The 22,384-nt window shown below is 37.7% G+C and carries 22 protein-coding genes and 1 riboswitch; of the genes, 11 read left to right on the top strand and 11 right to left on the bottom strand.

Annotation, left to right across the window (positions count from 1 at the left end; genetic code table 11):
* Positions 1-105 precede the first annotated feature (105 nt).
* The gene (locus tag P162_RS16710) at positions 106-1,212 is read right to left on the bottom strand and encodes a Gfo/Idh/MocA family protein (RefSeq protein WP_031429037.1); all 1,107 of its coding nucleotides are present in this window, start codon (positions 1,210-1,212) and stop codon (positions 106-108) included.
* Positions 1,213-1,435: 223 nt separating this feature from the next.
* On the opposite strand from P162_RS16710, the gene P162_RS16705 reads away from it, so the two are divergent.
* The 3 genes from P162_RS16705 to P162_RS16695 all read left to right on the top strand — a co-directional run bounded on the left by P162_RS16705 (position 1,436) and on the right by P162_RS16695 (position 3,820).
* Entirely contained in the window at positions 1,436-2,329 is an 894-nt protein-coding gene (locus tag P162_RS16705) for an AraC family transcriptional regulator (RefSeq protein WP_031429035.1), read from the top strand.
* A 69-nt stretch (positions 2,330-2,398) separates the two neighbouring features.
* Entirely contained in the window at positions 2,399-3,136 is a 738-nt protein-coding gene (locus P162_RS16700; RefSeq protein ID WP_031429033.1) for an SDR family oxidoreductase, read from the top strand.
* A 138-nt stretch (positions 3,137-3,274) separates the two neighbouring features.
* Entirely contained in the window at positions 3,275-3,820 is a 546-nt protein-coding gene (locus P162_RS16695) for a 2'-5' RNA ligase family protein (RefSeq protein ID WP_031429031.1), read from the top strand.
* 90 nt (positions 3,821-3,910) lie between these two features.
* On the opposite strand, the gene P162_RS16690 is transcribed toward P162_RS16695, so the two are convergent.
* The 6 genes from P162_RS16690 to P162_RS16665 form a co-directional block, all read right to left on the bottom strand.
* Positions 3,911-4,588, bottom strand: a complete 678-nt coding sequence (locus P162_RS16690; protein WP_031429029.1) for a type 1 glutamine amidotransferase domain-containing protein — start codon at positions 4,586-4,588, stop codon at positions 3,911-3,913.
* A 159-nt stretch (positions 4,589-4,747) separates the two neighbouring features.
* Positions 4,748-5,380 carry an NAD(P)H-dependent oxidoreductase gene (locus P162_RS16685; protein ID WP_031429027.1) on the bottom strand — a complete coding sequence of 211 codons (633 nt, stop codon included), beginning with the start codon at positions 5,378-5,380 and terminating at the stop codon, positions 4,748-4,750.
* Between the two features lie 27 nt (positions 5,381-5,407).
* Positions 5,408-5,992: a TetR/AcrR family transcriptional regulator gene (locus tag P162_RS16680; RefSeq protein ID WP_031429025.1), complete on the bottom strand. Its 585-nt coding sequence runs from the start codon at positions 5,990-5,992 to the stop codon at positions 5,408-5,410.
* A gap of 290 nt (positions 5,993-6,282) precedes the next feature.
* Positions 6,283-6,927 (bottom strand): thiamine phosphate synthase, encoded by a 645-nt coding sequence (locus P162_RS16675; protein ID WP_035917591.1) that lies wholly within the window; start codon positions 6,925-6,927, stop codon positions 6,283-6,285.
* An 80-nt stretch (positions 6,928-7,007) separates the two neighbouring features.
* Positions 7,008-7,619: a DEAD/DEAH box helicase gene (locus P162_RS16670; RefSeq protein WP_031429021.1), complete on the bottom strand. Its 612-nt coding sequence runs from the start codon at positions 7,617-7,619 to the stop codon at positions 7,008-7,010.
* A 504-nt stretch (positions 7,620-8,123) separates the two neighbouring features.
* Complete coding sequence (locus tag P162_RS16665) at positions 8,124-8,684, bottom strand: DUF4494 domain-containing protein (RefSeq protein ID WP_031429020.1); 561 nt, start codon at positions 8,682-8,684, stop codon at positions 8,124-8,126.
* Between the two features lie 359 nt (positions 8,685-9,043).
* Here P162_RS16665 and P162_RS16660 point away from each other — a divergent pair, with 359 nt between their 5' ends.
* Positions 9,044-9,643: a DUF6642 family protein gene (locus P162_RS16660; RefSeq protein ID WP_031429019.1), complete on the top strand. Its 600-nt coding sequence runs from the start codon at positions 9,044-9,046 to the stop codon at positions 9,641-9,643.
* A 134-nt stretch (positions 9,644-9,777) separates the two neighbouring features.
* Here P162_RS16660 and P162_RS16655 read toward each other — a convergent pair whose 3' ends face one another.
* Positions 9,778-11,079 (bottom strand): Na+/H+ antiporter NhaC family protein, encoded by a 1,302-nt coding sequence (locus P162_RS16655; protein ID WP_031429017.1) that lies wholly within the window; start codon positions 11,077-11,079, stop codon positions 9,778-9,780.
* Positions 11,080-11,127: 48 nt separating this feature from the next.
* A riboswitch (SAM-I-IV-variant riboswitch) is annotated at positions 11,128-11,225 on the bottom strand.
* A 725-nt stretch (positions 11,226-11,950) separates the two neighbouring features.
* Between P162_RS16655 and P162_RS16645 the strand changes: the two genes are divergently transcribed.
* From P162_RS16645 to P162_RS16620, 6 genes are all read left to right on the top strand, one after another.
* The gene (locus P162_RS16645) at positions 11,951-13,162 is read left to right on the top strand and encodes a patatin-like phospholipase family protein (protein WP_031429013.1); all 1,212 of its coding nucleotides are present in this window, start codon (positions 11,951-11,953) and stop codon (positions 13,160-13,162) included.
* Positions 13,163-13,233: 71 nt separating this feature from the next.
* Positions 13,234-14,154 (top strand): hypothetical protein, encoded by a 921-nt coding sequence (locus P162_RS16640; protein WP_051908128.1) that lies wholly within the window; start codon positions 13,234-13,236, stop codon positions 14,152-14,154.
* A 1-nt stretch (position 14,155) separates the two neighbouring features.
* Complete coding sequence (locus P162_RS16635) at positions 14,156-14,611, top strand: hypothetical protein (RefSeq protein WP_031429009.1); 456 nt, start codon at positions 14,156-14,158, stop codon at positions 14,609-14,611.
* Positions 14,608-16,704: a hypothetical protein gene (locus tag P162_RS16630; protein ID WP_031429007.1), complete on the top strand. Its 2,097-nt coding sequence runs from the start codon at positions 14,608-14,610 to the stop codon at positions 16,702-16,704. Before P162_RS16635 ends, P162_RS16630 begins: the two co-directional genes overlap by 4 nt.
* 206 nt (positions 16,705-16,910) lie before the next feature.
* Positions 16,911-17,252 (top strand): hypothetical protein, encoded by a 342-nt coding sequence (locus tag P162_RS16625; protein WP_031429005.1) that lies wholly within the window; start codon positions 16,911-16,913, stop codon positions 17,250-17,252.
* A 418-nt stretch (positions 17,253-17,670) separates the two neighbouring features.
* A complete protein-coding gene (locus P162_RS16620; RefSeq protein ID WP_031429004.1) occupies positions 17,671-18,432 on the top strand; it encodes a hypothetical protein in 762 nt (253 codons plus the stop codon).
* 152 nt (positions 18,433-18,584) lie between these two features.
* Here the strand turns inward: P162_RS16620 and P162_RS16615 are convergent, their stop codons facing one another.
* Both P162_RS16615 and P162_RS16610 read right to left on the bottom strand, forming a co-directional pair.
* On the bottom strand, positions 18,585-19,178 hold the full coding sequence (locus tag P162_RS16615) for a DUF4251 domain-containing protein (protein WP_081868491.1): 594 nt from the start codon (positions 19,176-19,178) through the stop codon (positions 18,585-18,587).
* Positions 19,179-19,430: 252 nt separating this feature from the next.
* Positions 19,431-19,643 carry a hypothetical protein gene (locus P162_RS16610; RefSeq protein ID WP_031429000.1) on the bottom strand — a complete coding sequence of 71 codons (213 nt, stop codon included), beginning with the start codon at positions 19,641-19,643 and terminating at the stop codon, positions 19,431-19,433.
* Between the two features lie 280 nt (positions 19,644-19,923).
* Between P162_RS16610 and P162_RS16605 the strand changes: the two genes are divergently transcribed.
* A complete protein-coding gene (locus P162_RS16605) occupies positions 19,924-21,762 on the top strand; it encodes a malectin domain-containing carbohydrate-binding protein (RefSeq protein ID WP_031428998.1) in 1,839 nt (612 codons plus the stop codon).
* Positions 21,763-21,769: 7 nt separating this feature from the next.
* Here P162_RS16605 and P162_RS16600 read toward each other — a convergent pair whose 3' ends face one another.
* On the bottom strand, positions 21,770-22,288 hold the full coding sequence (locus P162_RS16600; RefSeq protein ID WP_031428996.1) for a DinB family protein: 519 nt from the start codon (positions 22,286-22,288) through the stop codon (positions 21,770-21,772).
* Positions 22,289-22,384 lie beyond the last annotated feature (96 nt).

Here is a 22,384-nt window from a genome sequence, read left to right as displayed (position 1 = left end):
GAAGTAAAACAGCAATTATAATACACAAGTATTTTACTTAAGCGAAAAGGCAGATAACAATCACGTTATCTGCCTTTTTTGTATCAAAATCTGGAGTTTTGAGGGCTAAAGCTCCACTTTTTCGCCTGTTTCCACCGCTTTATAAATCGCATCAATGATTTTTAAATCCTTGAGGCCTTCCTCACCATCAACCGGAACTATAGGTTGCTCATTATCATAGATAATTCTTGCCATACCGTCCATTTGTAAGGTCTGGTGGGTAGTATGAGGCTGAGTCAGTTTGCCTTTGTGGGTGCGACCCTCTATAGGACCGTAACCGGTAGAGGGCTGCATTTCGGCAAAACCTTCATCACCGGCAAGGTAAAAACGGTCTAAATAGCGCATGTTGTATGTTGAAAGACAAGAGGCCACGATGCCACTGGGGAAACCCAATTGAAACTGAATGGTTTCATCTACCCCTTCCTTAAATTTTTCCGGCTCTGTTTTGGTTTCCTGGGCGGTGACCCAGATAGGTTCTTCACCAGTTATATAGCGCGCTCCATTGATCGAGTAAATTCCTATATCCATCAAGGATCCGCCACCGGCAAGGTCTTTATCCAGGCGCCACTGGGTGGGATCGCCAATATCAAAACCAGTCTGTCCCTGAAAAAAGTTAAGTTTCCCAAAGGCACCCTCCTGTCTCATTTTTATGACCGCAACCGTTTTAGGCTCAAAATGGAGACGGTAACCCACGAGTAAATGTACCCCGGCAGCTTTACAGGCATCTATCATCGCCTGACCTTCTTCGGCATTGAGGCCCATTGGCTTTTCTGAGATCACATGTTTGCTGGCTTTCGCAACGCGCAATGCGGCTTCTTTGTGCAATGCATTAGGCGTTATGATATACACAGCATCAATATCAGGATTGTCTTTGATTTGATCATATGTCTCGTAATTGTAGCGATTTTTCTCCGGAATATTGTATTTCGCGCCCCATTCGGTCAGTTTTGACGGGGTACCACTTATAAGTCCCACTAGCTTGGCCCGCTTACAATCTTGCATGGCATCTGCAACACGTTCTCCATAACTACCAAGTCCCAGGATAGCGACGTTTAAGATTTCACCCTCCTCATGGAGGGTGGCTGCTGCAAATAAGTTGGTTGAATTGTATATTAGAGGTAAGCCAATGGCTGAAATCGTAATCTTCTCTAGGAAATCCCTTCTCGTGCTCATAGTTTTTTGGTTTGATGGTATTTAAAAATAAGCAAATTGATTGAAATCCAAGTTTATATAACAATAAAAAAACTTTTGAGATTCTGGCCCTCGTTTAGTCCATTTTAGAAGTAGGAACGGGTAGTTTTATAATGTAAATAACAGACACAGATTTTTTCATTAAACCCTTATTTTTAAAAAATGCTATCTTAAATTTAATCAGGCGTAAGAATTTAAAGAAAATATGGAATACAATATAGAACGTAAAATTGTCAACTATACTTTAAAAACGGATCCTGAAAAGAGTAATAACATCTTCAGCATCCATAAAAATAACAGTATTGAAAAACTTGTTTCTTCAGATTTTTTGATTCCGCATAGAAAGGATTATTATTTCTTTGCCTTAATTCTGGATGTTGATGAATTTAGCCGGCACTGGATTGATATGAAGCCTTATCAATTACAAAAGCACAAATTATATTTTACAGAACCATCCCAAATTCAGTTAAAGGAAGAAAGTTGTGCGCTACATGTTTTTAATATGAATTTTACCAAAGAGTTTTTGTCTCTTGATACGCAACATTTAAAAGACCTACCTATTATCCAGAATCCGCACCGCGGCCATATGCTTCATTTAAAGGAGGCGGATTTTAAATTCCTTGAAGAAATTCTTGAAAATATAAATACAGAATATCAAAGTCAAAAAGATTGGCAGCACAGTATGTTACATTCGTATGTAAGTATTTTTCTTATTTATTGTAGTAGGTTATATGCAGAACAATATGATGATTTGAAAGAACAGGCAGAATCTTTGGTATTGCATACATTTCTAGATTTGGTTAATAAAAAGTACAGAGAGCAACATGAGGTTTCCCATTACGCAGCGCATCTTAATATTTCTGCCGGCTATCTGGGCGATACGGTAAAACAGCAAAGTGGTAAATCTGCAATTGCTCATATTCAAGAGCGTATTGTACTTGAAGCCAAGCGTCTTATTTATTTTACGGAAGAATCTATGAAAGAGATTGCTTTTAGTTTAGGTTTTGAAGATGCATCGTATTTTAACCGCTTTTTTAAAAGACATACGGCATTTACGCCAATGGCCTATAAAAAGCATATACGGAAAATGTACCATTAATCCCTTAAAGTCTTCCATTATTCACCTAGGGTAGGTTGCTATCTTTGTGTCAAACATTAAAAATAAATTATGAGATCAGTATTGATAACAGGGGCCAATAAAAGTTTAGGTTTTGAATTGGCCAGGATTATGCTTAAAAACGACTATTATGTATTTCTGGGAAGTCGTTCAAAGGAACGTGGAGCAGAAGCTGTTGAAACCCTTAAAAGTGAGGGTTTAGATCAGGTAGCTCTTGTACAACTAGATGTAACCGATTTAAATTCTATAAAAACGGCTGTTAAAACGGTTTCTGAAAAATTCGGAAAACTGGATATTCTGGTAAATAATGCCGGTATTCTGGGAGGTTACGATCAAAAAGCGGTTAGCGTAAAACCTGAAACCATGCAAGAGGTTTTTGACACCAATTTTTTTGGCGTCATCAATGTAACCCAGGCTTTCCTGGAGCTTTTAAGGAAATCTGACCAGCCGCGTATTGGCAATATCACTTCCGGTCTGGGTTCGCTTACCCTACAGGCAGATCCCAATTGGGAACACAATGAGGTAAAAACCGCTGCATACGGCCCTTCAAAATCGGCACTCAACGCGTACAGCATTGTGCTGGCCTACGAACTGAAAGATGAAAACTTTAAAGTGAATGTAATCGATCCCGGTTATACGGCGACCGACTTTAATAATCACGGCGGGCCCTTTTCAGTGGAAGAATCTGCACACTTTTTATTTGAGCATATTGATCTTCCTGAAGACGGTGCAAATGGAACGTATTTTAGCCATGAAATCGAAGAAGCACCACATATTAGTCCGTGGTAAAAAACAGCTAAACAGGCTCAAAAACCGGCTATTTTAGTCGGTTTTTTTGTGTTTTTAGACTAATTGTTAAAAATTAATTGAAACCTCCGTTATTGCCGAACTACGTGTATTAGGTTGTAAAAATGCATAACTTTAGATATGGCTGAAATCAGAATTTACAACTTGCGTATTGTTCCGACAGAACCTGTTTTTACAGAAATAGTTGCGTTTAAAAAGCAATTTGAAACCGTTTTTGGAAGACAAATACTTTCCAGATCAAAACCACATTGTACGATTGCCGCGTTTAAAATGGATATGGAGTATGAAAAGTTCCTGCTGAACGCATTACATCAATTATCAGATACTAAATGCTTTCCATTAAAAATAAATGATTTTGGAATATTTGAAAATACTTCGAAGACGTTAATCCTAAACATTCAACGTTCTCAGGAGATGGAACATCTTCGCCAAATTTTAAAAATTGTATGGATACGGGAACTACACAGAAAGTTATCTTCCATAAACATTTCTACAACAGCTCATATCACTATTTCTAAAACCACCGGAACAAAAATGCTACAGGAAAGCCTTGCTTATTTTCAGCAGAAAAAATACATTAAAACTTTTGAAGTAACGCATTTAACACTGGTTTCTAGACGTGCAAATAAAACATGGGATTCAAATTATAATATTCTCCTTGAATAAGTTTTAAATATAGAATAATGTATTAAATACAAAAAAGCGCTTACCGGCAAATTGCCGATAAGCGCTAACCAATAAATAAAACGTTCCTTATTATTTTAGGGCTTCAAGCAATTTTTCTGCGACTTGTTTTGAAGACGCTGGGTTCTGACCGGTGATCAGATTGCCATCTTCAACAACATGTACGCCCCAATCTTCGGTCTTCGAATAATCGCCACCGTTTGATTTGAGCATATCTTCTACTAAAAACGGAACAATATCCGTAAGGCCTACCGCTTCTTCTTCAGAATTTGTAAAACCGGTAACTTTTTTACCGTTAACAAGTGGTCCGCCATTTTCGGTCTTCACATTTTTTAACGCAGCGGGAGCGTGGCAAACAAAAGCGATAGGTTTTTCCTGTTTATTGAATTTTTCTATCAAGGCAATGGATTTCTTGTCATTGGCCAGATCCCATAGAGGTCCGTGCCCACCAGGATAAAATACAGCGTCATAATCGTCTGCGATAAGATCACCCAGCACTAATGTATGCTTTATCTTTTGTTGCGCTTCCTCATCTTTTTTGTACCGCTTGGTATCTTCTGTACTGTTATCTTCAGAATCGCTCATGGGGTCAACAGGGGCCGCACCGCCTTGAGGGGTGGCCACGGTAATTTCAGCGCCTTTATCAAGCAAAGTGTAATAGGGAGCGGCGAATTCTTCAATCCAGAATCCGGTTTTTTTACCGGTATCTCCCAGTTGGTCATGCGATGTTAATACAAATAATATTTTCATGTTCGTCAATTTAAGTTTGTACTTATTGGATTATAATGCTCATTTATAGGTATTTATGATCCATTATCAAGTAAAAAAGGCTCTTTCTTAGGCTTTTTGAGCTATTTACTATTATTTAAGCCATTGTTGTTTAATAGCAACGGCAACTAAATTTTTTAGTTAGTTGATTACGGTCACTAATTCTTCCATAGGTTTTCTGACCTTGACCAGTTTTGCCAACCAGTCATTCTCTTCTTTTCTGTACCCCAAAGGCAACAAGACCGCGCTGCGCAGTCCTTTTTCACGAAGCCCCAGTATCTTATCTACCGCTTCAGGATCAAAACCTTCTATGGGCGTGGCATCCACTTCTTCATACGCGGCTGCCGTGATAGCTTGTGAAAACGCGATATAGGCCTGCTTGGCAGCATGATTGAAGTTTACTTCCTCATCTTTTTGTGGATAGGAACTAAGCAACTGCTGGCGGTAATTTTCCCAGCCCTCGTTTTTAAAGCCACGTATTTCATTTGTAAGGTCAAACATATAGTTGATACGCTCTGCGGTATACGTATCCCAGGCCGCAAAAACAAGCAGGTGGGAACAATCTGTTATTACGGACTGGTTCCAGGCCACAGGTTTGATTTTCTCTTTGATCTCCTGATTTTTGATCACGAAAATCTCAAAAGGCTGGAGTCCGCTTGAAGTAGGGGCGAGGCGCGCCGCTTCAAGGATGCGCTCCACTTTATCTTCTGATACGGTCTCGCCATTCATGGCCTTTGCCGCATATCTCCAGTTTAATTTATCTAATAATTCCATATATTCAATTTTGATATTTATTTGTTCTTATTTATTGCATTTAATACTGCTCCAGGCCGCATCATAGGCTTCTTCCAGATGCGCTTTATGCATAACGCAGGAGCCGCGCTTTTGTGAAATCATCAAAAATGATAAGGGATTGATCGCATAGGCATAGAGTAAATAATTAGAGACCGGCTTTATAATTCCTTCCTGCTTACCACGATCCCATAAGTCGAGTAGGGGTTGTAAATGCTTTATGCCTTTATCTCTGCTCGCCTCATCAATTATAGGCGTATTATCGCATTGCGCTAAAAAAAGCGCATGTTTACAATCATTAAGTGTAAAGTCTGAAATGCATTTCCATATCAATTTAAATCCTTCTTCCACCGGCATATCGGCATGATAGGTCGCAAACGCATATTGTGTAAATATTTCTTTTACTTCAATATAGGTCTGGTTTACAAGATCCTGTTTGTTTTCAAAATATAAGTAAATGGTAGCCGGGGAGACACTTGCCATTTTAGCGATTTTACTCATGGGTGTTGCATGAAAACCATTATTATTAACCAATGCAATGGTCGCCTGAATAAGTGCGTTACGTTTGTCAATGCTTTTTTGAAGTGCTGCCATCAAGTAATTCTGAAGGACAAAGATACAATAAAAATGAATGTTCATTCATTTTTAAGAAACACTTAACTGTGTAGAAAGAAATATGCTTTAAGACTTACATTAACTAACTTAAGGTCAGTATATTATTAAAGTATTTCAGATTATAGGAATTGCCCGTGCTTAGCGACTTGATATCGCTATGTTGCGGTTCAATCAGATAAAATGCTCGATAATATTATGGAAGGATTCTTTTTCATCGCACTGAAATGTTTCCTTAATGGTAACCCCTGCGGAAAGTTTGTTTGATCTTTCTACTCAAAACTATGGCGCTGCTCTTCGGTGACCGAAGCGTTTAGGAGTTGATTAAAGGTGCGTATGGAATTAAAGTCTTTTGTAATGGCATCACCCACCACAATCCCGGAAACACCGGCCGCGAGAAGTTCTTTTACATCTTCTGTAGTAATGCCACCAAAAGCAAGTAGGGGCGTTTCGGTATTCAGGGCTTCCGTTATAAGTGTATAGCCGGCAATTCCCAGTTCCGTGAGATCGCTTTTTTGGGTTGCTGAATTCCGGTACGGACCTAAACTGATATAATCCACTTCTTCCGCAAGCAGAAGTTCGCATTCTTCAAGCGTATGTGCGGTGGCGCCCAGCATTTGCCAGGGATATAAATGTTTACGAACCAGGGCAGGGGAGACCGACTTTGAGGAAAGGTGCACGCCATCGGCCTTTATCTCTTTGGCTACTTTGTAATGCGTATCAATAAGTAAACGGGTCTGAAAATGCGCGGTGATTTCCCGTGCTTTCCGGGCGATTTTAAGAACTTTCTTTTCGGAACGTTCCGGCAGGTCCAGGCGAACGAGTTCAATACCCGAAGTACAGGCCTTCTGAATGTTTTCCAGATGTTCTGCCGGGGAATTTCCCTGCGACCGGTAATGCAGTTTGGGTATCATCATAAAATCTGACCTAAAATTTTTTTCGTCCTGCTCAAGTTTATTATTCGTTTGATACGAACTAGGCTATTCTTTAAATACGCCTAAACCTTTACCGTTTTTGAAAATTCCATAAAATGGGTTTTGAAACGCTTCAGCATGGGGTGCATTTCTTCGGTGTAAAGGACATACTGGCTTTTTTTGATGCGCTGGGTAATCGACAGCATGGCGGCAAAAACGTCGCGTTTGGTTAGGAATTCCGCATCGTCCACACTAAAAATTTTTACTTCGGAAACAGCCATTCCGTTTGCCAATAAAAGTTTGTTCAGCGCTTTTGGGGTGGAAATCAAAATATCAATACCCATAAAAATCTCAGATTTCTGGATATCCACATGCAAACGTTCATAGCCCACATACACGCGTAGCGATGTGTGCCGGGTATAGCGTAAAAATGTGTCGTACAGCTCAAGCGCTTTTTCTTTGTTCTCTACCAGTACAATGGCCCTGGGTGCTTCGCCCACCGCCTCGCAATTGAGTTCGTGCAGCGTGGTAAGCAGCATGGTAGTGGTTTTTCCACTTGCCGCCGGTGCCGTGCAGTACACATTGGCGCCGCTTTTAATGACCGGGATCGCCTTGCGCTGCAACGGGGTGGGCGTGTCTATTTCCTGTTCGGCAAGTAGTTCCTGTAACTGCGGGTGTAATTTTTTAAAGGGCATAAGTTGTATTGAAGTGACGGCTTATCGCCGGTATAAATATCAGATGTAAAGGTACTATCTATATTTCACTTATAGGAACCTCGTTTTACGCATCAAAAACCGACTAAAACAGTCCGTTTTTAGACAATTTTAGTGGTTTTTTTGACCAATTTTCAGGGCGTAAAATCGCCATCTTGACGTTTTTTGGGAAACTAAAAGAATGCGGAATTGATAGCGCGCAGTTTATCGAAAAAGGCGTTTCTCGTCATGCTGAACGTGTTTCAGCAGCGCACCCGCAACTAGAGAATTGATTAAATCCCAATAAATGAATGGTTTAACTTATTTTTCAATGTATTTTTTAGACGGAATATAAAAACCGTGAAAACAACCAAAAAACCGACTAAAACAGTCGGTTTTTGATGCTTTTCTACCGATTTTAAGCGGTTTTTTAAGCTTTTTTTCCAATAGAGTTAAACCGGAATTAGCGTTTTAAACCCGCTTTGCAGTTATCTATTCGGAAGAAAATTATTCCGCATCAACGGTAAGGGAATCTTCCATCGCCAAAGCTTCATTATCTGTAGCGTAGCTGGGAACCGATTCTTTGATTTTTAGGAATTCCTCGAGTTTTTCAGATTCATCTTCGTCGCCAGAGAAATAAGGGAAAACATCCATAATGGGCGATTCTGAAATGGCCGGTATGCTGTATTCTCCCATAGTGTCCTTCATCATGGTTTCCGTGTTTTCGTAAGCTTCTTTCACATCATTGGCCTGTACGAGCAGGTAGATGTTGGTTTTGCGTTCTTTTCCGCTGTTTTCATCAAGGGCGATCAGCGCAACTTTGGCCTTAAACCACCTATCAGCATTTTCAAATGGGTGAATTTCGGCATAGTTGGCTATTTTGATATTGGTAATATAGATTTCCTCGCCCTCTTTAAGGTATGCGGTCATTTCTTCGGTGATCCTGCTTTCTGCTTCCGTATAGGAAATCGCATCCACCAGAAAGGGTTCGGTTTTTACCTTTTGAGTACCAGACGCTTCATCCAGTTTTCTATATTTTACCTTACATTCATACCAGGTTGCGCTCATAATTTTTGATTTTAGGAATTCAAAAATAGGGGATAGGCAGCGCGGAAATCCCAAAAAATCTGGATAGATATTCACAATTTGAAGGGCTTGATTTTATTCTATTCGCTTTTAGTAGGTTACCTGTTTTGATTTAGAAAGCATTCGGTTCCCGAAGACTCACGGCAGCCAAAAAGTATTTTAAATTAGGCAGCTAATCCTAGTGTTGCTTAAAAAGAATACCGCAAAATTTTAACTTTGCGGGTATTCCATTAAACAACCTCGGGGCAAGACCTCGAGACCTTTGTTAGGAACAAGTTTTCAATTTCGAGACAAGCCTCGGGGAATTATACCCTTTGGCGGTGCCAATAAAAATTTTAAAAGTGCTAGAAAAAAGAACGCAAGTACCCCAAAAACACGATTTAGATCCTGATAAATTCATTTATTGCCTGGAAGGGGTTGCTGATGTAGATACAATCCAAATTACCGAAGTTCAAAAAAGCCTGGAAGCACTGGCGCTTCAGTACGGTGTGGCGAGCATTTATCAAACCTGCGATACCATTGAGGGCATGGAAGCGAGCTTAAATACCCTGATCATGGACGATCATTATTTTAAGGAATACGAGATTATTTACCTTGTAATGACCGGGGAAGCCAACAGTATTTGTTTAAATGACTACTACTACAGTTTTCAGGAAATTGCCGAGCTGTTTGAAGGAAAGTTGAGAGGGAAAATCGTTCACTTTTCCAATGCCAAAGTGCTGGATCTGGATGAAGAAGAAGCGCAGTATTTCCTCGATATTACCAATGCAAAGGCTGTTTCTGGTTATGGATATGCCTATGACGGTTTGAGCAGTTCCAACCTGGATAAGGTCTTCTTTAACCTGTTTAATGAAGATGATGATCTCTTTAATGTGGTAGAGGAGTTGCATCAGAAACACTTTACGGCCTGTAAACTGTTGGATTTTAGAATGTATTATTAGTGTTTTGACTTTTTTTTCTGCGGAAACTGGTTGGACAACTTTTAGCATATAAATGTTGAACGAAAAGAACCTCTAGATTAGAAACATATTTCAATTAAAATCAGCATATAAAAAGGTTTCCATAATTAAATCCGTTACGCTTTCGCTTTACGCATGGGATTCAATAGGATAAAGAGTATCGTATAGATCAATAATAAGAGTAAATACCAGGTATTGGAAACCAGGTCCACGTAATCTATCGTTCCGTTTGAGAAACTTAAGATCATCAGCACCTGCGCGCCATACGGCAACAATCCCTGAGTGATACAGGCAAAAACATCTAAAATAGAAGCCGTTTTCTTATTGTCCAGGCTATACTCGTCATTGATGGTTTTGGCAATAGGCCCGGCAATAATAATGGAAACCGTGTTGTTTGCGATCGCCATGTTGATGCTGCTTACCAGGCTGGCAACGCCCAGCTCTGCCGTTTTCTTATTTTTGATCAGTTTCTTGATGTTTACGAGTATAAATTCAATCCCACCATTACTGGCTACCAGCGCTGCGAGTCCGCCGGTTAGCAGGGAAAGTAGAAAAATTTCGGTCATATTGGTAAAGCCCTCGTAGGCAATCTTGGTAGATTCCAGCAGCGTAAAATCCCCATAAACAATTCCCAAGAGCGCTGCGGCAAGCACGCCCAGAAAAAGCGTGATAAACACATTGAGACCAATTATAGAAAGAACGATCACCAGAACATAGGGTATAATTTTAAGTACGTCATACTCGTAATTCATGGCAGTGGTCGCGTTAAGATCAACTCCCTGAAAAACCAAAATAGCGATCGTACCCAGCGCAGCGGGAATGGCGATTTTAATGTTTTGCCGAAATTTATCACTCATTTTAGTCCCCAGCGACTGGGTCGCCGCAATGGTCGTATCGGAGATTACCGATAAGTTATCCCCAAACATACTACCGCCCAAAAGCGCCCCGCAAAGTATAGCCAACTCTGCACTGCTGTTTGCCGCAAAACTCACCACAATGGGCGCCAGGGCAACGATCGCACCCACAGACGTCCCCGTGGAAACCGATAGGAATCCCGCAATCACAAAAATACCCACATAAATATATTGCAACGCAATATAATCCAGCCCCATATTTACGATCGCATCTACGCTGCCGGTCGCGTTTGTAATCGCGGCAAAAGCACCCGCAAGCAGATAAATAAGGCACATGGTCAGGATTTTATCATCCCCACAGCCTTTTAAAAGCGTGTCTATCTTAGTATTTATGGGCTGCCTGAATTGTATAAACGCGACCACGATCCCCGCGATAACCGCGATGGGTGCAGGAAGCGCGTAAAAGTCGTTTTGATAGATGCCCACGCCCAGGAAGATGCCCACAAAAACGAATAGGGGGAGTAGTGCCGAGAATTTTGGGGTTTGCTGCTGCGTTTGTGCCATTGCTTTTTATATGCTCAAAAATGGAAATAGCAAAAATTACAAAGCACTGTGGTTAACAAGGTTTCCAGGTAATTGGCGTATCTATTGTAGCACCTTGCTCGTTACTGCAGGTTGCTATCTCCCGTATGAGATTCTGGATAATTATTTTAAGGCGGCAAAAGTACTTTAGGAAGGTGGGATTTATGGGGATTTAAAGGTTAATTTTTTTGTAATGTGGGGGGAGGGTTGTTTTTTGATAAATAGGTAATTGATGTTGGATTTGGAGGGTTAGGGGAGTGGGTGAGTTTTTAAAATTTTAGAGCTATTTTTTGATAGGTATTGAGTAAATGCGAAAGGTACTGCTCTTCAGAATCCTAAGGAAACTTATATTCGTTGTAACTTAACGGCTGCACGATTTCTTTTGGGGGTTATATCCTTGACCATAAACGATAAAGTTTACTATAAAAGTAGCCAGGCAGATGCGGCCAACATTGGTTTTTACTATTCATTTATTTATAAAGAAATCACATTACCGTATGCCAAACGAAGTATTCCTTTTGAGCAGTTAGCTCCTGGAATTGCTGTAGAGCCTTTTTAGGAATCGACGGAAATGGAGAAAATAGATTCTTTATATATTCTAACGCAATAATTTTTACAAAAGCATTATTCTCAACCGATCAATTATTTTCTATTTTTTATCTCAAATTCCCCGTCAATAGTTAATTTAATGCCGATTGATAACTGATTTTAGCAAAGTAGATTATCCAATTTCCCATCAAATGTTAACAACTTTGTTAAAATATAACTGTCAATTTTAACCATTGATCCTCAACAAGTTTATACTTTTAAGAAGTTTAAAAATTAAGACCATAGAAAAATTTAACGCTTTAATATGTATAAAATCCTTTCTCTTGACGGCGGTGGAAGTTGGGCCCTTATCCAATTACTTACGTTGAAAGACCGCTATGGAAATCTCTCAGGTCACGAGATTCTTAAGAAGTATGATCTGGTCATTGCTAACTCAGGCGGGAGCATTGTCCTGGCTGCTCTGGCAGAAAATTATTCCCTGGATGAGGCGATGGACTTATTTCAGGTTAAGGCAAACAGGGAAAGTATATTCTACAAGAATAGCTTTAAAGATAGATATTTTCCAATAGATTATTTACGAGCATTAGGAATACCCTTTGGGCCTAAATACAGTAGCAAAAAGAAAAAGGAAGCTTTTATAAATTTATTCCCAAACATCCATGAGGTACAAATGACCGAAATTCCGGCAAAGATAGGTAAGGAGTCCCTTAAAATTGTGGTCTGCACCTACGATGCCTTAAACAACCGCGCAAAATTCTTTAAGTCGTACGGTGCAAACAAAAAGGAATTTGATTCGATTAAGTTAACGGAAGCCATCAACGGCTCTTCTAATGCTCCGGTACAATACTTCGATTTCCCTGTGCGCTTTAAAGCTAAGAAAAGCGATATTTTCTTTGAACTTTGGGATGGAGCTTTGGGCGGCTTCAATAATCCTGTTTTAGCAGGAATCATAGAAGCCTTTAAGCTCGGGATAGATTTTAAGGATATTAGGGTAGTATCACTCGGCACCAGCAATTCTTTAATGTCAGCCGACACCAAAAAAAAATTTTGGGAAAGGAAACAAACAGCGGTTAGGTTCAGGAGGAAGAAATGGGCCCTGGGTAAATTGACCTCACAATTTAATTTCTTTAAAGATACCGTCCTCAATCAGGCCAAAACCATCCTATACCAACCACCAGACACGGCCAATTATATTGCAATGATGTTCCTAAAAGCCACTACGGGTCGGGATTCACAGGATAATATACTAAGACTTTCGCCATTAATACATTACGACAACGGTACAGCATTAGAGATTATCCCATTGATACAGCAATTATACTCACTTGATATGGACTTGACCGAAGATAAAGACATAAAAGCCCTTCATGACTGTTTTAAAGCCTGGAAAGCCGGTCACATATACAACCAGCCATTAGAATTCAAAGTAGAGCGAGATAATGACGTAGTGGCCTTGGAAGGATATTTACAGTATCAGGAGGGAATGGATAGGTGGATAGGTTGGGATAATTATTGACGCTATTAATTTAAAATTTCTATTCCTTAAATATTTTCCCAGGTTAAAAAGATATAAAAGAATTCAATTCTATGTTTAAAACGAATTACGGTGAGTTCAATCCAGACACTTGGGAGGAAACTTGTCAACTGGCTTTTAAAATTTCTTACAAGAAAGAAAATTATCAAAAAATGCCAGATGCAAATGGTGATTTAGGTATCGAAGGATTCACTCTTAATTCAGGTAAGGCTTTTCAGTGTTATTGTCCAGAAAATGATATTAGTGGACAAGAATTATATAAAGCACTAAGAGGAAAAATAACAAATGATATAAAGAAACTTGATAAAAATTGCTCCGAACTAAAGAAAGTATTGGGTGATACGAAAATCAAGGAATGGTATTTAGTTACTCCTAAAAATGCTGATAAGAATATATTCTCTCATTGTAGAACAAAAGAAAAGGAAGTTTTAAATAAAAATCTTGAGATTGTAGATAATGATTTTAAAATAATTATCCACGATGCAGAGGATTACGTTCAATATTTTAAATTCACAAATGATGGGATTCGATTCGACCCTTCCATTGATACCAAAGAAAAAAAAGAATTGATTTCCAGCAAAAATAAATATGTAGATAACGCTAAACGTAAATACACAAAGGTTTATCAAAAAGATTTTTCGGATATTACAGAATTAGAGAAAAGTGTTTTAACTGCTACTAATATTTCAATAGATAGATATTTAAAAGGAAAGAAAACTTTAGATTTTCTTAGAGTCAAACATCCAAGAGACTATGAACGTTTTAAAAGAATTATTGCACAACTAGAAGAAGAAGTTACATTTGATTCACTTGGTTCTATTCCAGATAAAAAACTCTTCATTAAAGAGCAGATAAATAACGTAGAACAAAAATTACTAATACAACTTAATGGATTCGACACAATTATGTTACGCGATTTAGCTAATCAAGTTGTGTCTCGTTGGTTATTGGAGTGCTCATTAAATTTTATATAAAATGAGAGAAAAAGATGAAGTATTTTTCAAAAGAAGACCAATAGCTCAAACAGCTGATTATCGTCCAATATGGAAAATTGGTCAATTGTTATTAGTTATTAGAGATGGTGCTTCGACTGCAGGATGTTCGTTATTGAAATTACATCTTTTTTCTTGGGTTTTTCAAAGTTATAAAAACAAAAAAAAATTAATGAAATGGATATCTAGTGATTTTGAATCAGAAATGAGTATTTGGACTTTGTCTCCACATGTTAATAGAGCAATTGCATTTGCTATAGGTGAAAAATTATTAAAAGAGGAGAAAGGAAAATATACCCTTACTTTAAAAGGAAAACAATACTTGACAAAAATAGATTCAATTGAGGAAGCATATTCAAATGAAAAAATGATTTTAAATAGATATGGCAAAATAGTTTCAGACTCAAAAATTGACAAATTAGCAAAAGACTGGAAATGATAAAGATCAATGGGTTAAGAATAAATATTATTAATAAGGAAGGTCTTTTTGGAAACAAATTTATTTTTAAAAAAGGTTTAAATATTATAAGAGGAAATAATTCTTCTGGTAAGAGTACTATTTTTCAAAGTCTACTTTATGGCTTAGGGATGGAAGAACTTATTGGTGGTAAAAACACAGCAGCTTTACAATATGTCCTTAAAGAAAAAATTATTGTTGGTCATGAAACTATCCCAATTATAGAATCAAACGTTCTTCTTGAAATAGAAAATTCAAAAGGTGAAATTATTACGATACTGAGATACATCGTAAATGAAAAGTTTGATCCAAGATATATTAAGGTTTATAATGGTAGCCTCATAACTAATAATAATGTAAAGTCCGATATAGATTATTTGGAAATGTATTTACACGATAAGAATGCAGCTCAGAATCAAGAGTTTGGTTTTCATGCATATTTAGAAAAGTTTTTAGGTATATCATTACCTAAAGTCAATTATACAGATGGATCAGAAAGAAAGCTTTATTTACAAGCACTTTTTCCATCATTTACTATTGAACAAAAAAATGGTTGGTCAGACTTTTTATCCACCATACCTTATTATAAAATAAGAGACCCAAAATCAAAAGTTATTGAGTTTATTTTAAATTTAGATGTTTTAGAAAACCAAAAAAAGAAAACGAAACTAAATTTTAATAAGAAGATAATTGAACATCAATGGGAACAAAAATTTCTTGACTTTAAAGATTTATTAAGTAGTGAATCTTTTCAGATACAGGGTATCGATTCTGATGCATTCATTATAAAACCAGAAGATAATATATATATCAGAAGGTTAGTTGAAGATGGTGAATATAAAAATATAAATGAATATTTAAGCATAGTAAAAAGTGAATTAGATGCATCTAACAGGAAAGATGTACCAACTACTGGAGAGAATACAGAGAAATTAAGTCTTCGTTCCAAGAAAATAAGTGAACAGATATCTTATGCTAATGTTGAAAAGCAAAATACTAATAATGATATTGTTATTTTATCAAGAGAGCTAAAAGAATATAAAAGAGATTATTCAAATACCATTAAGGATTTAGAAAATTATATTGCTTTGAAAAAAGTAAATGATTTTGCAAGTCAAGTAAATTTGACTTTACCTACAGAAAATTGTCCGACATGTAGTCAAAGTATTAAAGACACACTCTTACCGCAAGAAATCGACCAAGATTACATGAGATTAGACGAGAATATAGAACATCTAAAGGCTCAGAAAGAAATGTATACAACATTCATTTCGGGACAGGAAGATAGTTTGATAAAATTAAAGGCAAAATTAGAACGATTAGAAGATTATGTCAGAAAGAGTCGCTCAACTTTAAAATCTATTAATAGAGAATTAGTATCAGATGATAGAATTCCATCACAATTTGAAATAGAAAGAAGAATTAGATTGGAAACTCAATTCAAACATTATAAAAGACTACAAATTAAAACAGATTCTATAATAAACGATTTTAGAACTCTCTCAAAAAAGTACACTAAAATATTAGGAGAGATTAAGGATTTACCTGGTAGTTTTTATTCTCCATTAGATTTTCAGAAAATGAAATATTTCAATATAGAATTCAAGCAATTATTGAGTAAGTTTAATTATCGAAGTTATGAGGTAGATGAAATTTCTATACCTTATGACGGATATTTTCCAACAGTTCAAGGTCTAAATTTGGTTAAAAATTTTGATGATAGACAAGAGGAAAAGAAAATCGAAGGAAAGCTAAAACATAATTCTTCTGCAAGTGATTTTGTTAGAGCTATATGGGCATATACGTCTGCTTTGTATAAAACTTCTGTTAAATTCAATTCGAATCATCCAAGTTTATTAGTGTTTGATGAACCTTCTCAACACGATATGGCTAACAGAGATATGAATAACTTTTTAAAGGAATTATCAAGCTATATTAATGGTCAGTCTATAGTCTTTGCGTCATTTGGAGAAAGAGATGAAAATTTTGAAGAGGAAACTAAAGGTATTGGTAATTTCAATCTAATTGATTTAAGTAAACTCACAAAGATTTTTAAATTTCAAAGTTCTTTATAGACTCAAATCATGATTTTTAAAATCTCTGACAATCGCGTATTTGAAAATTTATTGCTCTTAGTACAGAATACGCAAATTTTAAAGTAGTACAAAAAGTCATATTAATCTGAAATTCAAAATTTCCCTCTTGTTTATTCCAAAATATTCGCTTAGTTTAGGTTACTATTTATAAGTCAGCATTTTAGGAACGCTCAAGAAATGATAGTATGAGAAAATTTAATGTTCTGTTTATTAGTTTTATATTTTTACTAATTTCATGTAGTGGAGATGATGATAATTCAAAGGATGAGCTACTAAATGCTGTAGTACTAGGTACTGGCGTAGACTGTAGGGATAAATTTCTTATAAAACTTACTGAGAATTCTACAAGATTGCCCAGTACATTTGACAATACTTTTTATGCGGTAAACTTACCAAATGAATTTAAAGTGAAAGGAAAAGATATTCAAGTACATATTAGAGAATTGAAAAAGAGCGAATATTTTGCTTGCACATTATTAGGACCAGGATACGGTGCAGTTTATATTCTATCTGCTACAGATCAATAGTATATTCCAAATTCGAAGTTTCAATTTATTTTGAAGCAGTTATTTAGTAGTTTACAATCTCTTTAATTTGGTTACAAAAGAAGATTCGCACCACAATAATGAATAACTACTTTTGTTCTATAACTTATATTATGTAAAATAGAATAGTTTAGAATATCCATTATCCTCATTTTCTTCCATACTACCTTCGATTAACGGCACCCGCACATTTCGGCAAAAAAGTTTCTCAAAATATTCTAGTGGTATTTGCAAATCCCTGAAAATACTACGTCGAGCTACCTGTATCATATTTTGTAAAACAATTAAGCCCAGGCTTTCTAATGTATGATACTGCCGTTTATCTAGTCGAAAACCCAAAATAACAAGGCTTAAAAAGGAAAAAACTAGTTTTGCCGGCTACTAATCAAATAGACCCCAAATGAAAAAAGTACTTTACACGGTTGCCGTTTTGGCAATGGCATTTACATCGTTAACATCTTGCGAGAGCAATTCTGACGACGCCCCCACGATCACAGATACCTCAAATATTCTTCCTGTTCAGGTTGATGTCGTTAACCCAGACGGCGAGATAGAAGTTGTACGCTTTAGCTATGACGGTATGAAGCTTATAAAAACAGAATTTATAGATGGCTATCGGGATTACATTTATGAAGATGGCCTTATAATAGAAAACAATGTTTATGATGCTGATGGCGAGGTAGAAATTTTAGAATCGTATACCTACGACGCACAAGGCCGTGTGGATACGATTGTCACAGATATAGCAAACGCAAGTACCAATACGTATGCATTAAGTTATAATGAAGATAATTCTGAAATTACCAATTCACTTATAAATGATGATGATCTTTACGAAGACAGTATTAATACGCTTCGCAATGGTAATATGGTAAAGGCTGATCAAGGAAGTTCATACATTACCACATATACCTATGATAATAATAAGGGGTTTTTTCAAAATATTGAGCAGCGCGAAATATTAGTAACGATCGACTCTGAAAATAATTATCCAGCACAATTCTCTTTGAATAATATATTAAGTGAAGATCGTCCAACAGGATTTTTTAAGGAAAACGCTATATATACCTACACCTACACCGATTCTAATTTCCCAAGAACCATGACCGAAAACAGGGAAGGCGAGATAACTACTTATACATTTACCTATAACAATGACTAGTATTCGCGGGTAAAGCGCTTGTATAAGTTAAAAGTAAAACGGAGCATATCTTTTATAAAGGTATGCTCCGTTTTTTCATATACCAGCAAAATTAAATCGTTCTATTTTACATAATAATTGGCTATTTTACTCTTTTATTAGTGTTTACGATGCTATTTTTTGGTTTCAGGTTTTTCTTCTATAGCGCGAATCGTCCCACGATATTGAATGGTTGTGCGCTGCGTACTGTTTACAGACATACTTACATTTTGATTGGGAAAAATGTTGAGTATAAAGTTATAATTCTCGTTGCCCTGCGTATCATCAGCGTTAAAAGTTACGATGGTAGCTTCGTTTTTAGTATTGGTTTTATAATCCTGTATCAGTCCTTTTACGGTGATGCCCATTTCCCGGCTGTTGTACCCCCCTCCCATTCGGCGTTCGCCAAAATAAGGAAGTCCTGCATAAATACTGTCCCCCTTGATCTTTACAAAATTGGGATTGCCTATAAGGTTGATCTGTGCTGAATTATTCCCCGGTCCCAAAATATTGCTGTTTAAAACCGCACTTACCGCAGCGGTGTTCATAGGCATGGCAAAATCCGAGTTAACCTCATACGATTGGGCATCAAGCCATTGCTGCACGTTTTTCGCTTTTTCGCTTTTTGTTCCCTCTGCTGTACTTTTGTTTTTAGAAATTCCGCAGCTTATAAGGGAAATTCCAAAACAGATCAGTAACACTGTGGTAAAAAAATGAATTTTTTTCATAACTTTTTTATAAGAAGTATGCAAAAAAAGAGCCATAAACGCAATGCGCAATGGCCTTTTGTAAATTCTATACGCTGGGATCGAGGTTTGCGTTAGGGATTGAAGCAAATTGGTTTATCCCTTCCGGAAATAGGCCTTTTTGTGAGGTACGAGCAAAAAGATTATAACGTAAAGCCCGACCTGCAGGGAAACGCCCAAAGCCACAAGTAAAATACTCAAATGACTTTAAGTTGCTTCTAAAAGCTGTCCTGATTATTTATGCTTTTTCACACCTTCCAGGGCATCATTGATACGTTCTTTATCAGTGCCTTCTAAAGAATCCTTTTCCTCTTCCTTTTCAAGTTTTAGCTTTCCGTTCTTTTTGATCTTAAAATCTTCATCTTTAACGGAACTATTGAAATTTGAGGACTGCCTGTAGCTATCTTGAAAGTCCGCATGTTTTTTTGTGTTTTCCTGCTTTTTCATAAGTTGATTTTTATTAAAGTTAATGGATAATTCTTTTCAGCAAATCCCCTACCCTCACATTTAGCAGAATATTATCATACAGGGCTACTTTTTAGGCTAAAATCGGTCATTTTCGACCTGAAATACGAGAAATTCAGGAGATTTTCAGTGTAAAATAGCGTAAGAATTACGCACATTATCGGAAATAATTAAGTCTATTTTAATAGAAAGGGTTCCTGAAACATTTATTTTTGAGTTGAAAATAAACCATAACGGTTGATTTTTAAAGACCCAACTTCACATGAATTATCAATACACCAGAATCGTTCTGATTTTAGGTATATGGATCTGTACTTATAATACAGTCCATGCCCATCCCTCATTTAAAAATGTCCCAGACCCCACTTCGGCTGTTGAACAACCTTCAGTAAATGAAGTATTTGAATTGCATATCAACTGCGGTGGAGGTCAGCTGACCTACGACGGGACTGTTTTTAAGGCAGATCAAAACTATTCCGGTGAAAGTAAAAGATATCAAAACAATTCCATTAAGGATATAAAGAATACAACCAGGGATGCGCTGTATAAGACGGAGCGCAGCGCGCAGGCAGGTGCAGATGGTTTTGGTTATGCGATAGATGTCCCTAATGGTATTTATGAAGTCAGGCTTCACTTTGCCGAGATTTTCTGGGGGGCCACGGGAGGCGCTTCCGGGGGAAATGGTAAGCGTAACTTTAGCGTAGCGCTTGAAGAGCAATGGTTGCTTTCTAACTTTGATATTATTAAAGAAGTAGGTTCCATGACCGCGGTGATCAAAAAATATTCCGTAGCGGTGCACGACGGTGTCCTGGACCTTGACCTTTACGGCAACACGGATCATCCAAAAATTTCTGCAATTGAGCTTTTTTACAAGCGCCCGGTTGATGCTCGGGATGGTGCTCCTTATTCCTATGAATGGAAAAACAAAGCGCCTTCCCCTTCTAAAAAAATTGAACCGCAGTGCGTACAGGTGGGTGATCAGCTGGTATTGATCGCTGGTTTTACAAAAGGCTACACGATCCTTAATGACACCGAAATTTACACGCCGGCGACAAACAGCTGGTCTACCGGCAGGCCCATTCCCGTTGCCGTAACGCATGGCGCGACTGCATTGATCAATGGCGAACTCTGGATCGTAGGCGGTTTTATAGATGATAACCCGGGAGAAGGCACAAACAAAGTTCAGATTTATAATGTTGCAACAGATACCTGGCGCGAAGGCCCTTCCCTACCCAAAAAACGTGCTGGTGGCGGAGCGGTATTTTATAACGGACTTTTACATTATTATGGTGGTTTTTATCCTGACCGGCAAACCGATTCTGGTGATCATTTTGTACTCAATGTCGCTGCCGCGGAAAAAAACTGGAAGTCGGCACCGTCCATGCCAAATCCCCGGGGCCATTTTAGTGCGGCCCTCGTAAACGGAATGCTTTATGCCATAGGTGGTCAGCATGGGCATGACAGGGAAATCGTAGATCAAAAAGCGGTGCACGCGTACAACCCAAACACGAAAACCTGGTCTGAAAAGCAGGCACTCCCCTATGCACGTTCCCACTTTGAGCCTGGCACTATCGTTTATGATGATCAGATTATCATTGTGGGTGGCCGCAGGGGCAAACACTATTTCTATAACCGTATTACCGCATATGACCCGGAAACGAATACCTGGCGGGAAATTGGAACCTTACCGGCTGAAATCGTGGGTCCGTCCTCAAAGATATTTGATGACCAACTGGTAATTACCAATGGTGGACTTAACGGGGACTGGAACCCAACCGATAAAACATGGTCCACTTCCTTTGAACTCAAAAAACCGACTTTATCCATAGAAAATATGGAGAAAAAGTCGGCCTTTGTTTCCGTTTATCCCAATCCAGTCAATACGACCCTTTACGTCCAATTGCTTGAAGATGTACCGGCCGAAGCGCTGAGAATTGAAGTGCACAACATATTGGGTCAAAAAGTCATGGCAAAAACTGTTGAGCAAATGCGTTTGGATGAAGAACAGTCCATTGATTTCAGTACTTTGAAAAATGGTGTTTACTTCATTACCGTGCTTCAGGGAGCAAAAGAAAACAGTTTTAAACTTATCAAGAAGTAGGTTCTTATTATAAATAACGTTCAGTGATGATGTTGCAGTGGTGCTTTTCATGACCTGCCATAATAAAACCAGCGGCACGTGCAGACAATTTACTTTTACTGGCTTCACCTATTGCTGTAAGTGCTGCTGGAGGCAAATTTTTAAAAAGAACCATACTGGCGTTGCGCACAGCTTCATATTCTTCCAGCAAAGATTCGAAACTTCTTTCATTCGCTTTGGAAGGAGCGATATAATCGTCCTGCTCAAAACCAGGAAACGCTGTTTTATCGCCACGGGCTATACAAAGCGCACGATAGTTAAAAATACGTTCGGTATCAATAATATGCAGAATTACCTCTAAAATGGTCCATTTTCCTTCCGCATAAGCCGATTTTAGCTTGTTTTCGGGTATTTTTTTAAGGAATTTGATCGTGTTTTTTTTACCGGCGGTCAATGCTTCTACAAGCGACAAATTTTCATCAACCTGATCGATATACGTTCCGTAAAACGGATTAAATTCATTGGCACCCAACTCTTTTCTGGTCATAATCTTACTTTTATTTCAATAAAAAATCCCGTTCATGGTCTATGAACGGGATTCGTTTTAATTCAGTTACATTTTATATTCCGGACAAAATTCAGG

It is taken from the genome of Flavimarina sp. Hel_I_48 (assembly GCF_000733945.1).
In the GTDB taxonomy this organism is placed as follows: Bacteria; Bacteroidota; Bacteroidia; order Flavobacteriales; family Flavobacteriaceae; genus Leeuwenhoekiella.
This window is presented reverse-complemented; position numbering and strand designations above follow the sequence as displayed.